Origin of the sequence: Paenibacillus sp. UASWS1643, from assembly GCF_008693195.1 — a bacterium.
Lineage (GTDB): Bacteria > Bacillota > Bacilli > Paenibacillales > Paenibacillaceae > Paenibacillus > Paenibacillus amylolyticus_B.
Genome location: NZ_VXKZ01000105.1, coordinates 153,320 through 166,256 on the forward strand (window position 1 = coordinate 153,320; position 12,937 = coordinate 166,256).

The 12,937-nt window shown below is 44.9% G+C and carries 9 protein-coding genes; all 9 read right to left on the reverse strand.

Annotated features, from left to right (window positions below; genetic code table 11):
- Positions 1 to 108: 108 nt before the first annotated feature.
- Positions 109 to 1,143 carry an LCP family protein gene (locus tag FE296_RS12295; RefSeq protein ID WP_036671869.1) on the reverse strand — a complete coding sequence of 345 codons (1,035 nt, stop codon included), beginning with the start codon at positions 1,141 to 1,143 and terminating at the stop codon, positions 109 to 111.
- 432 nt (positions 1,144 to 1,575) lie between these two features.
- Positions 1,576 to 3,165, reverse strand: a complete 1,590-nt coding sequence (locus FE296_RS12300) for an MFS transporter (protein ID WP_150365083.1) — start codon at positions 3,163 to 3,165, stop codon at positions 1,576 to 1,578.
- A gap of 229 nt (positions 3,166 to 3,394) precedes the next feature.
- Positions 3,395 to 5,812 (reverse strand): S9 family peptidase, encoded by a 2,418-nt coding sequence (locus FE296_RS12305; protein ID WP_150365084.1) that lies wholly within the window; start codon positions 5,810 to 5,812, stop codon positions 3,395 to 3,397.
- Positions 5,813 to 5,933: 121 nt separating this feature from the next.
- Positions 5,934 to 6,824 (reverse strand): D-alanyl-D-alanine carboxypeptidase family protein, encoded by an 891-nt coding sequence (locus FE296_RS12310; protein WP_150365085.1) that lies wholly within the window; start codon positions 6,822 to 6,824, stop codon positions 5,934 to 5,936.
- Between the two features lie 252 nt (positions 6,825 to 7,076).
- Entirely contained in the window at positions 7,077 to 8,903 is a 1,827-nt protein-coding gene (locus tag FE296_RS12315) for an oligopeptide ABC transporter substrate-binding protein (RefSeq protein WP_124118692.1), read from the reverse strand.
- A gap of 19 nt (positions 8,904 to 8,922) precedes the next feature.
- The gene (locus FE296_RS12320) at positions 8,923 to 9,828 is read right to left on the reverse strand and encodes an ABC transporter permease (protein ID WP_036611941.1); all 906 of its coding nucleotides are present in this window, start codon (positions 9,826 to 9,828) and stop codon (positions 8,923 to 8,925) included.
- 29 nt (positions 9,829 to 9,857) lie between these two features.
- A complete protein-coding gene (opp4B, locus tag FE296_RS12325) occupies positions 9,858 to 10,820 on the reverse strand; it encodes an oligopeptide ABC transporter permease (protein WP_036611942.1) in 963 nt (320 codons plus the stop codon).
- Positions 10,821 to 10,827: 7 nt separating this feature from the next.
- Complete coding sequence (locus FE296_RS12330) at positions 10,828 to 11,760, reverse strand: ABC transporter ATP-binding protein (RefSeq protein ID WP_150365086.1); 933 nt, start codon at positions 11,758 to 11,760, stop codon at positions 10,828 to 10,830.
- Between the two features lie 14 nt (positions 11,761 to 11,774).
- Positions 11,775 to 12,764 carry an ABC transporter ATP-binding protein gene (locus FE296_RS12335; RefSeq protein WP_124118694.1) on the reverse strand — a complete coding sequence of 330 codons (990 nt, stop codon included), beginning with the start codon at positions 12,762 to 12,764 and terminating at the stop codon, positions 11,775 to 11,777.
- Positions 12,765 to 12,937 lie beyond the last annotated feature (173 nt).

Consider the following 12,937-nt stretch of genomic DNA (forward strand, 5'->3'; position numbering starts at 1 on the left):
GGATGTTCCAAAAGGATAATAGTTCTCACTACAAAGAAAAAAAACAGCAGCCCGCGAATAAACGTACTGCTGATTGTGGTCTACAACACATCATTGGTATGGAATTAGTTATTCAATCTTTTGCCGGTCAGGGATCATTACTTCACCGGCTGGGGTCGATTGATCCATCCAGTTGTTAATCAGCTCTTTGGCATATTGGACATCTTTCTCGTCAGCCTGACCATAATAGATACCGTCTTTTTTCATCCCCTCACCCAGAATGGTGAAGCTTGAAATCTGCGGTTTCTCCTGAGTAAGCACTTGTTTAGCCAGATCAATAATAAAAGAAGCTCGCATATCCGTCTGGAAACTGTCTCCCATGATCTGAATCAATTCCGGAATTTTGGCGATTTGATTCAAATTCAGCATCTCATTCGCCATCGCGTTGAGGAAAATCTGCTGCCGCTTGGTACGATTAAAATCGCTATCCTCACGATATCTTACATAATACAGTGCTTCCTGCCCGTCATAGATCGGCTTACCGCCTTCAATCGTGAATTGCACATGATCCGGGTTCTTGTTCACAATGTCCTCATCAATTGGCAGTTTTACACCACCAAGCGCATCAACCACTTTTTTGATTCCATCGAAGTTGATCGTTGCATAATAACCCACATCAGCATCAAGAAATTTCTCCACGGTATTGATGGACATATTCTCCCCACCAAAAGCATAGGCATGCGCCAGCTTATCATAATCATCTTCGCCGTCCTTGTTGGCATCCCGTCCTACAATCTGCACATACGTATCACGTGGAATGGATACCAACAGCACACGGGATTCCTTGGGGCGTACTACAGCATAGATAACCGTGTCTGAACGTCCGCGCGTTTTCTCATAGGCACGTTTATCCGAACCCAGCAGTAACACGGAGAAAGGTTCCTTACGGTATACCGTTGGATCAGGCGTATTGTTGCCTTCTTGCGGTACATAAGAACGGGATAACTGATCTTCCACCGAACCGGCGAGAAACAGATCAAATGCCGCTACAGCCAGTTGCTGACGGAACAAATAACCTCCGATTAACAAAACAACAAGTGAAACGAGCGTTATATATAGGCCTTTTCTTCTTTTCTTCTTCTTATCTTTAGTTCTGCTTTTCATCCATTGATTCCTTCTTCACTATGAAAATGATACTGCCTGGCTATATAAGTTTCATCTAATATTTACACAAATAACGGAGAGGTCAGAGAAAACCTGAAGAAGCGTAGCGCTCGCCTTTATTACCGGATTTTAACCTTTGGAAAGGAAATCAAAAAATCTGGGGATAACAGCGATCGGAAGGTTACTCTGAACTCGCAGTGATGCAGTGTAACGATTCGTTGAACTTATATAATACCAATTAAACGTCTGGGATGCCTTGTGACTCGGTGTTCACTGAAGTTTTCTCTCTCTTGAATCAAGACACCGCTTACGCTCGTTCTATTGTAATCATTGCGGGAGCAAGAAAAGTTACAATCCGGTTAAATTGAAAAGAACAGCGACTCCTTTTTAGCTACAAAAGGTACACTGTTCTCTTCATTTTCACACGCGATCCTATCCGTTCGTGGATACACTTTCCACATGATGACTCTTCTCTTTTTGACGCAGACGTCCCGTTATAAGCGCAGCTACCAGCGTAAGCACACTGAATACCACCGCAGACCAGAAAAGGCCATTGTAACCCTGCCCTGTCGTTTGATGTACTGCCTGGAGCAACACATCGCGGATACCTTCATCAGGAATCTGGGACAGGCCCTCTGTCAGACTGGAGACGTCACTCCCTGATGCCCCTCCCGAGGCATATTGTTGTAGCATCTCGGGCGGCACCTGAATTCCTATGTCAGCGAATCCTGCCTGAATGTTGGACCCCAGATTAATGAAAGAACGTGCCAGGAATCCGGCAAAAATGGTAGGTGCAATAGCCATCGCCATCTGGCGGAATAACGAGCTGGTCGCTACCGCGATGCCTTTGTTGTTCTCCCCTGCCTGTTCTGTGACAAGTACGTTAACTGGCGCACCAAGCATCATGCCGAAGCCGATACCTACGAGCGTACTCGCGATGACAAATTGCCAGATATGCTCCACCCATAGCGGGAACAGCAGGAATCCAATCGCAGATAATAGGCCCGCAACCGATAACGTCCAGATTGGACCTTTGCGGTCAACGAGGTATCCACCTCCACCTGCCCCGATGCCGGATGCCAGCGCGAGTGGAGTAAACCAGTACCCGGAAGCTGTATTGGATACGCCGAGATATTGCTCAACAAATCCGGGAATAAAGATCACCGAGGCCAGAATGGCTCCCGAGAAAAAGGCAATCAACAGCGTCCAGCGAAAGGACGCAATGCCCAGAAGCTGTGTCGATACAACAGGTTCACGTTCAGATCCTTCCAGCCTTTTTTCCATAAAGTAAAAGAGCACCAGAATGATTACACCTGCCAAGAAAAAGCCGTAGAACATCGGTGACCCCAGGCTTTGAAGCATGTTCACACCGTCCAGATTGCTGAAGCTATACATCAAACTGAGTACACCCAACGTTAGGACAGCAATACCGCTCCAGTCCACTGCTGCACGATTCAGTTCCTGCTCTTCCTGAATATATCGAATACCTGCAATGAACAGCAGAATGGCGATAGGTACATTGATCAGGAATAACCAATGCCAGTTTCCAGTCAGATCCAGTATAAAAGCACCGACATTGGGTCCCAAAATAGCGGCAACACCATTCATACCTCCGAGCAGACCCAAAGCTGTACCCTGGCGCTCCGCTGGGAACTTGCTTAATACGTATGAGCTGGCAATGATAAATATCCCCCCGCCGCCCAAAGCTTGAATGACACGAGCAATCAGGAAAAAGGTAAACGATGTGCTCAGCGCGACGAGCAGGGACCCGATCCCAAACAACGCCACTTCAATCAGAAATAGTTTCTTGCGACCATAACGGTCCGACAGTTTGCCCGCAATAGGCACACTCACCGCAAGCCCAAGCGTGTAAAGCGTAATCGTCCATGCTCCCCATGTTGGCGACACACCAAATGATGCATTTAAGGTGGTCAGTGAAGAGGTGATGATCCCGTTATCAAGCGCAGCCATAAATACCCCTATGGCAAACAGGATTAGCGGCCATTTCATTTGTTTTTGCATCACATGATACCTCCCGATCAGATCGTAAATTCAGTATCGTACAGTTGGTTTGGTACATATATATTAAAATGAGTTGAATAATAATGACTCACTGGTCATTTTAAAACAAAAGAAAACCATATGTCAATTTAATAATATGGTTATATGGTTCATTTTACCTCTGATCCGATAAAATAAGTTGCCCACAGATTCGGTCGAACCTGCGGGCCAGTCTTCAATGTCTAACGTACTATGGCTGCATCAGGTGACGATTCAGGAATTTCTCAATCGCACGGTACAGATCAAGCCGATTCTCCACGTTTGCGAAGCCATGACCTTCATTATTCTTTAACATATACGGTACATCAACTCCACGCTTGCGTAATGCTTCAACGATCTGGTCTGACTCGGCTTGTTTGACACGTGGATCATTAGCGCCCTGAACCACGAATAATGGAGCCTTCATCTGATCGATGTGGAAGAGTGGTGAAATGGCTGTTAACAGTTCCTTGTCCTTCTCGGGATCTCCTACACGTTCATAGAACATGCTGCGCTCCGATTCCCAGTAAGGTGGCAGTGAATCAAGAAGGGTGAAGATGTTGGAAGGTCCGACATAGCTAATGCCTGCAGCATAGACGTCCGGTGTGAATGCCAATCCTGCCAGAGCCGCATATCCGCCGTAAGATCCACCATAGATCGCTACGCGCTTCGCATCAACCGTTCCCTCTGCAACTAGCCAATTCACGCCGTCTGTGAGGTCGTTCTGCATGGCTTTACCCCACTCTTTATTACCTGCATCCAGGAATTCCTTACCGTACCCCGTAGAGCCACGGAAGTTCACCTGTAAAACGGCATAACCACGACTTGCCAGGAATTGAATTTCAGGATTGAAGCCCCATGAATCGCGTGCCCAAGGACCACCATGTGGAACAACCACCAGTGGCAAGTCGGAAGCCTCCGCTCCTTGAGGCAGTGTCAGATAACCATGAAGGGTTAGACCGTCACGTGACTTATACGTAATGGGCTTCATGTCCGACATTTGGCTCTCATCAATCCAAGGTGCGGCATCAGCCAATTTATCGAGTTTGCCTGTTTTGGAATCGTAGAAATAATACGTGCCCATCGTTTTGTCGTTATAGGCTACAAACAGTACCTGGCCTTCCTCGCTTATGCTGCTGAGACTAACTTCCTTACCCTGCACTTTCGCTTTGATATCCTGCACTAACGTTTTGAACTCTTGATCAAAGAATTCATAGTTCACTTTATCTGTCTCATACACAGCAGCAAGAATAGTTCCTTTTTCTTTGGAAGGGATGAAGCTGCTTACATCCACATCTTTATTCTCATAAATAGTTTTGGTTACCTTCTTGCTGCTTGGACTGTACTCTACAATTGCTGTTTTGTCCCGCTCCAAATTAGATACGGCATAGATGTTTTTGTTGTCATACGTGAACATGACTGGAGCAAAAGTCTCTCCCAGCTTCGTTGTCAGTAGCGGCTCAAATTCTTTATCCTCTGATTCACGATACAGTAACGAAGACACATTACCATCACTGGACACGGCAACACGAATTTTACCTTCGTGATCCGTCAGCCAGCCTGTAATATTACCCGGGTTCTCTGCGGCAAGTACAGCCTCCCCTGTCTTGATGTTAATACGGTATACATCGAAGATGCGTGGATCACGCTTGTTCATGCCTACCAGAATCTCATCCGGGATATTCTCAAGCGGATCTACCAGGATGGCTCTTGTGTTAGGATACGGTGTCAGATCCTTGCTATTTTTACCATCGATATCCGTAATATATAAATGATAGTTCTCATCGCCTGCTTTATCTTGCACATAGAGCAGCTTGTCATTGGTCGCCCATGCAAATGCTGCGATATTACGTTCTGTTTCGCTCGTAATGCGTACAGGCTTATCCTGGCCGTTTGCGGTAACTACGATATTCATACGGTTGTTCCATGGCTCCAGGTAAGCGAGATGTTTACCGTCAGGTGACATCTGGAACCCTGCCTGAGCAGGCTGTTTGAAGAAGTCTTCCAGAGGTGTAAGCCCCTCTGACTTTACATCGAGTCCGAGCGCAAGATACAGCGCATCTGCGAATTCGCCATGAGTCACCGATTGTTTGGCATTAAATGCACTACCTTCGATAATAAAATGCTGCTTAACCCGTGCAGCGTCATTCGCATGCACAACTGGAATCTGATCGGCATCGCTGTATACTACCTGAATTCCGTTGTCCTTCAGTTCAAATGCACGCGTAAACAACGATGCCATTTGTGCACGTGTAAGTGGCGCATCCGGGGCAAAGCCCTTTGCCTTCCCTTGAATGAGCCCGCCTTGCTTCAGAGCGTAGATGGCAGGCGCAGCTTCATTTTCCGGCAAAACATCTGCGAAACCTGTAAGTGATGCAGGCGCATCCATTTTAAGTACACGTTGCAGAATGATCGCTGCTTCGGCACGAGTGATCGGAGTTGTTAACTCTGTGATTTCATCTATGTATCCCAGTTGCTGTAGTGTTTGTGTCGCCTTGGAGGCAATAGCCTCCGAGACTACCGCTGTAGGTTTTACGGCTTCTGCCGCCTGTACAGCTGGTTGAATCAATGCAATGGACATGGCCATGGTAAGCGTGAGAGCGTATACCTTTTTGCTAATCGCGTTCAAACGATTTCCCCCTTTAAAGTGAATTGCAGAATAATATGGAATTATACGTAAGTTATTTTACCATGATTAACCACTATATAACAGCGAGAAGAGTCTCCTATATGATGTCCTTGTTCACCCTTTATTTTGAGCCCGAAAACCCATAGTTGAATAACTTCCGAGTCTCCACAAAACGCCCTTCACGAGTATCTGTTCCAAATACAACTGAAATCAGTCTTTTGCCATCACGTTCAGCTGTCCCCACAAAATGATATCCGGAATCTTCATCATACCCGGTCTTTAATCCGTCATTCCCATCGTAGGCATACGGCCCACCAATAGAGGACAACATCCAGTTCGTGTTACTCATGTACATCCCTTTTTGATGCATTGATACTTGCATTTGACTGGAGATTCTTAAAATCTCGGGATGGTTATTCAGCAGGTATCGCGCAAGCCTGCATGCATCTATAGCCGTCATTAAGGTCTGCCCTTGTATTTCCATCGGACGGTTAGGACCAAGTAGCTTTTCACTGAGGCCCGTTGAATTCGTGAATTGTGTATCCTCAGAAAGTCCAATCTGAGTTGCTTTCTGATTCATCTGTTGCACAAACCTCTGCTCTGTACCACTGATATGTTCAGCCAGAGCAACCGCTGCATCATTGGCTGAATAGACAGCTACGATCTCAAACAACTCCTGAACGGTGAATTGCTCTCCCTGTTTCAGGGTCAGTTGACTACCCCCCACGGAGCTGGCATACAGACTCACATTAACAAGATCATTCCAGCCTATATCACCATTGATTACGGCCTCCATCACTAGCAGTTCTGTCATCAACTTACTGACGCCTGCCGGGGCAATCTCATCGGAACCGTTATAATCCATTAAGATCTGTTCAGAGTTCATATCCATTAATACCGCAGATTCAGCTTTAATTCCCGGTTTGCCTACGAGCATGTCCGGTTTCACACCCAAATATATAATAAGCAAGAGAGCCAGCAGCATACCTGCCCGTTTCCACCATTTTTTCATAAGATGATCACCTCTTACCTATATAGACGAAGTAAAGAGGCATTTTGTCTGCACTTTTTTGAAAAAAAGTTAAATTTTTTTTATTTTTTGGTTACAAAAAAAACATGAACCCCATACACCCATGCCAGAGTGTACAGAATCCATGTTTTTAAAGACACTTTTTATTCATTTTCCCAGGAGAATTCTTCATTAATAATCTAGCAACCGACTTCTTAAAGGACCCCAATCCTTACAGCTGCTAATTTAAGAGTGTTACTCAGCTACAACTGCTTTGTCTGCATTAACTTGCAGGTCGCTCAGGTAAACGCCTGTTCCATCACCAATCGCATAGTTCATTACACGTTTGTTAACTGGTGCTACAACTGCACGATACAGTGTAGGGAATACAGGAACTTCATCTACCATGTATTGTTGCCATTGATTGTAGATCTCTTTACGCTTGTCTACATCAAATGCTTCAGCAGAGATACCTTGTGCCAGCAATTTGTCATTCTCTTCGCTGGAGAATCTGGAGAAGTTATAGAGTGCATCGCGGCCATATAGACCAGATGGATCTACGTCAATACCAACGCCCCATGCGGCTTGATACACATCAATGTTCGGATCATCTTTACCTGTATTACCTACACGGTCATAGAAGCTGTTGAACTCAACCATTTCGAGGTTTACTTTCAATCCAATAGCTGCCCATGATTGAACATAATAACGAGCCAATGGTTCAGCTGTGTCTCCACCAGTCATGGATACAAAGTTGATTTCGAGTGGTGTTCCATCCGGATTCGTACGGAATTCACCATCCAGTTTGTAACCAGCTTCGTCGAGCAATGCTTTCGCTGCTTCTGGATCATATGCTACACCCGGATTGTTGGAATCATGGAATTCTGGGTGAGACGGTGGAATCAGGGTTGTTGCATTCCAACGCAGGCCATTATAGAAACGTTTACCTACTTGATCGTTATCTACAGCCATCCACATTGCTTTACGCAAGTTTTTGTCGCCCATTTTTGCTTCGGCATTGCTTTTAACTTTTCCGTTCTCTTCATCCCACGTACCCAGCTTGAAACCGATGTACGTATAAGCACGATCGATTGTGCCCAGGAATTCTACGTTGGACAGGTTAGCATTGTCTTTGTATTGATCTGTCGGGAATGCATCCACGAGATCTACCCCGCCAGATTTCAGTTCTTGAACAACCGTTGTCGGGTTGATAACTTTCAGAGTTACACCATCCAGTTTTGGAGCTCCACGCCAGTAGTCATCGTTTTTAACAAAAGTTACAGACTCACCTGGAGTGATAACATCCACTTTAAATGGACCAAAACCAATTGGTTTTTCACGTACTTCTTTGGAAGAAGACATTTTTGCTACATCCATATCTCCGAAGATATGTTTAGCCAGCGGATATGTCCATACGCCACCTGTCAGCAGGGACGGAGTAGATTCTTTATACGTAATGCTGATTTGTTTGTCGCTCAGCACTTTAATACCAGAGATTGTTTTTGCTTTTCCAGCATGATACTCATCCATACCTACTACACTAGTGAAGTTGGAGTCGTAACGTGGACCATCATACGCTTTGTTACCGATAACTTCATAAGCAAACTGCAGATCTTCAGCCGTTACCGGCTTGCCATCATGCCAGTTTACATTGTCGCGAATGGTCAGTGTGAACGTTTTGCCATCTTCGGAAGTCTCATATGTTGCGGCACCATCATTGGTGTACACATAGTCTTTATCCCAAGTCAGCAAGCCTTCATCGAACCATTGAAGAACCTGTGCATCCGGGTTACCGGAATAGAAGTTAAAGTTCAATGTACCTTCAAAAGCAGTATCCGATACAAGTCCGAATGTAATCGATCCACCCTCGATCGCAGTACCCTCATTCGTTTTGACATTGTTGAAGTCTTCAATGGAGTAAACGCCCTCTTCATTAGCGGGTTTTTCCTCCGTTTTTCCCTCTTCTGTGTTAGAAGCTGGAGCTGGAGTAGTTGCTTCTTTCTCAGAGCACGCTGCGAGCACCAATACAAAGACCAACATCATCGTGAAAAATAGTCCCCGTGAAAATAATCCCTTTTTCATGAACCTTTCCTCCCTTTTTTTAACCTCTTCTTTGTCTTGCATCAGTCGCACGCTTTAGGGCTTGACCGACATTATTTATACTCAACATCAATACCAGAATCAGTACCGATGCGGGTAGCCATATCCACCATCTGGATTCCAGGGTTTGCGGATTACGTGCATAACTTACGAGTGTTCCAAGACTAGGCGTACTTTCGGGAAAACCAAACCCGAGGAAAGACAGCCCGGATTCGAGGCCAATGTTGGCAGCGAGATTCAATGTCATCGTTACGATAATAATGGAGCTCAGATTCGGAAGAACCTGTGAGAGCATAATCTTCAGATGAGAAGAGCCCAATGTTTTTGAAGCTTTTACATAATCCAGTTCCCGTTCCTGTAATGCTTTGGAGCGAATCAATCTGGCAATACCCATCCAGAGAAATGCCGTCATGATTAGAGAGAACGAGATGATATTGTATTTCGGTACTGCCGTAACAAACGCGATAACAATCATCAACATTGGAAGGATCATGAAGAAATCAACAACACGCATAAACAGATTGTCTATCATTCCACCGAAATAACCGGATAAAAGGCCAATTAAGATACCTATGAAGCCAGTCATTAACGTTACGATAATTCCAATGGTCAGGGAGTTACGTGTACCGATGACCAGTTGACCAAATACATCACGACCTCCATAGTCCGTTCCAAGCCAATATTTCGCTGATGGTGGTTCATATAAGGCAAACAGATCTACGCGTACGATATCATCCTGATTCAGAATGAGAGACGTGCCATATACCAGCAACATGACCAAGCCCAAGAAAATGAGCGAGATTAGTGCCACCTTATCTCTGACAAGCTCCCTCCATAAAATACTCAAGCTGGAGGGGCTTTTATCAACCTTTTGTGAAGTTACAACTACCTCGTTGGCCTTGCTCATCTTGTTTTCACCCCGAAATCTTCAAGTTCTTACTTGATCCGTATACGTGGATCTACAATTCCTAGAATTATGTCAGACAGCAATGCCCCGAGAATGGAAGCTACGCCATACAACAATACGAGTGCAGTCACAACGCTGAAGTCACGCAATGAGATGGAACTCAGGAACAACTGCCCCATACCTGGATAACTGAATATACTTTCGATAAATACCGTACCTCCGATAAGCCCTGTAATCTCATATCCGAAGAATGCGGCGATAGGTAATAACGAGTTTCTCAAGATATGTCTGTTATAGATCCGGGATTCCGAGGCACCTTTGGCTCTGGCAGTAATAACGAATTCCTTATGCTTGATATCAATGATCTCACTACGTAAATATTGAACCGTAGATACCGTTGTAATTAGTGCCATGGATAGTGCAGGCAATAATAGATGATAGAACTTACTCATTACGTAGCTGAATGTGCCTGGTGTAAGTCCTGGCGCAACGCTACCTCCTGTCGGGAACCAGCCGAAGTGGAATCCGAAGATCCATACCATTACCAGTGCAAAGATGAACAATGGTGCGGCAAAGCCCAGGTAGGTGTATCCCGTGATTAACCGATCAGACCAGGTATCATTGTAACGACCACTGATGATACCCAGTGGAATAGCGATCAGGTAAGTCAGTACAAGCGTCGCCAGTGCGAGCCAGAATGTGTTTGCTACACGCTGACCGATCAAGTCGGTAACCGGCATTTTGAAACGGAAGGATTGTCCAAAATCACCTTGGATGGCGTTTTTGATCCAGTCCCAATATTGCACGTACCAAGGATTATTCAATCCCAGTCTCTCTCGCTGCGCTTCCAATGCTTTGGGATCAACGCTTGGATCAAGTAATCCCGTTAGTGCATCGCCCGGCATGGCCTTGGCCATCAGAAAGACCAAAAGACTAAGTAAAAATATCTGAGGGATCATTATGATAATTCTGCGTACTATCGTTTTCCACATATGGCCTTCAACCTTTCTGAGGTAGAGCTACTCGGTGAGTATCGGAAATGGATTTGAGCGAGTATGCAAGCCCTTCCTCATCAAAGAAATTTCGGTATGAATGTTCATACTCGGACTTGACCTGTTGACGGAAGGCTACCATTTCCTCTCGTTTGGTTGGGTCCATATCCGGAATGGCTGCAATGAGACGTTTGGTATAGATGTGTTGCGGATTCTCAAAAATATCATTTGTTGTGCCCTGTTCCACATATCGACCTTTATACATAATTCCAATCTCATCACACATATGGCGGATGATGCCCAGATCGTGACTGATGAACAGATACGTCAGATTTAATTCTTTTTGAATTTCCTGCATGAAGTTGAGTACCTGAGCCTGTACCGATACATCGAGTGCAGATACAGGTTCATCCGCGATAATTAGCTTCGGCTTCAGTGCAATAGCCCGTGCAATGCCGATCCGTTGACGCTGCCCCCCTGAGAATTCATGCGGATATTTGTAGATTGATTCCGGACTCAGGCCAACCTTCTCAAGTAATTCTCTTACTTGTCTTTTCTCCTCGGTAGCTGTCAGACGCTCATAGTTACGAAACGGCTCAGCGATAATATCGATAACCCGCTTCTTAGGATTCAGTGATGAATATGGGTCTTGAAAAATCATTTGTACATCCCGCTGGAGCTGCTTGTTCTTACGTCGCTCCGTAGCCAAGTTTTTCCCGTTAAATAGAATCTTTCCGTCAGTGACATGGTTTAGCCCAATAATGGCTCTGCCTGTTGTTGTCTTACCTGAACCTGATTCGCCAACCAGACCATAGGTCTGTCCTTCTTCAATGGAGAAGCTAACATCATCAACAGCCTTTACACTGCCAATTTCCCGTTTAAGCAATCCACCGCGAATCGGAAAGTGTATCTTGAGCCCTTCTACTTCGAGTAATGCCATTATGTTATTCCTCCTCAGCTTTGGTCAGGGAAATGAAAGTGCTGGTAACAGGTACACCGTACAAAGTGACCTGGTGCAATTTCATGCATCTGTGGGTTCTCTTCATGAGCCGATTCACTAATCCATGGAATTCGGGCTTTGAATCTGCACCCTTTGCGAGGAAGATTTTTGAGTGATGGTACGATACCTTGGATGACATGTAATTTGGATCTTTCTTCAGACAGGGTGGGAATAGAGTTCAACAATGAGCGGGTATATGGATGCTTCGCATCGTTCATCAATGTGAAGATATCTGCGATTTCAACAATTTCGCCTGCATACATAACTGCTACGCGATCAGCCATCTCAGCTACGACACCCAGATCATGTGTAATCAGAATAATGCCTGCGTTAATTTCATTCTTCAGATCACGGATTAGCTCCAGAATCTGTAGTTGAATCGTAACGTCAAGCGCCGTCGTTGGTTCATCGGCTATGAGTAGTTCCGGTTTGTTGGCAATCGCAATGGCAATAACAATTCTCTGCCTCATACCACCAGATAGTTCGTGGGGATACTGCTTGTATATTTGTTCGGGACGTGGAATCCCTACCTGATTCAATAAGTGAATGACCTTTTCTCTCTTCTCTCTGGAAGAAAGCTTGGACTGATGAAGTGTGAGAATCTCTTCAATCTGTTCACCAATAATCATTAGAGGATTTAGTGCGGACAATGGGTCCTGAAAAATCATGCCCATTTCTTTGCCGCGTAGCTTGTTTAACTTGCTTGGGGAGATGTTGGCAATGTCTTGTCCTTTATAGAGAATCTGGCCTTCGATCTTTGCTTTGTTATGCAAACCCATAAGAGAGAATGCAAAAGCACTTTTACCTGACCCGGATTCACCTACAATCGCCAACACTTCATTTTTCTTCACCTTAAGGTTAACGTGATCCACTGCTGCATAATAGTCATCTTCAATTCTGAATGATGTTGTTAGATTTCTGACTTCCAATAGCTCTGTATTCAAATCAATCACCCTAACCCCATAATTTCCGTAGATTGTATTCGTGTGTAGAGGAATGCATCCACTGTATATTTCCAAGTTCTTGAAGATAACGAACAATAGCTTATACAAAATACCAAATCATTAGGAGAAACAAGTTTAAGAGACTTATATTTAGACCATTGGTCAATTAATGT

Bases quoted from the DNA above. Each gene is read 5' to 3' on its own strand.
- FE296_RS12310 (WP_150365085.1), bottom strand. From the start codon at position 6,824: ATGAAAAAATGGTGGAAACGGGCAGGTATGCTGCTGGCTCTCTTGCTT.
- FE296_RS12295 (WP_036671869.1), bottom strand. From the start codon at position 1,143: ATGAAAAGCAGAACTAAAGATAAGAAGAAGAAAAGAAGAAAAGGCCTA.
- FE296_RS12330 (WP_150365086.1), bottom strand. From the start codon at position 11,760: ATGGCATTACTCGAAGTAGAAGGGCTCAAGATACACTTTCCGATTCGC.
- FE296_RS12315 (WP_124118692.1), bottom strand. From the start codon at position 8,903: ATGAAAAAGGGATTATTTTCACGGGGACTATTTTTCACGATGATGTTG.
- FE296_RS12320 (WP_036611941.1), bottom strand. From the start codon at position 9,828: ATGAGCAAGGCCAACGAGGTAGTTGTAACTTCACAAAAGGTTGATAAA.
- FE296_RS12300 (WP_150365083.1), bottom strand. From the start codon at position 3,165: ATGCAAAAACAAATGAAATGGCCGCTAATCCTGTTTGCCATAGGGGTA.
- opp4B (WP_036611942.1), bottom strand. From the start codon at position 10,820: ATGTGGAAAACGATAGTACGCAGAATTATCATAATGATCCCTCAGATA.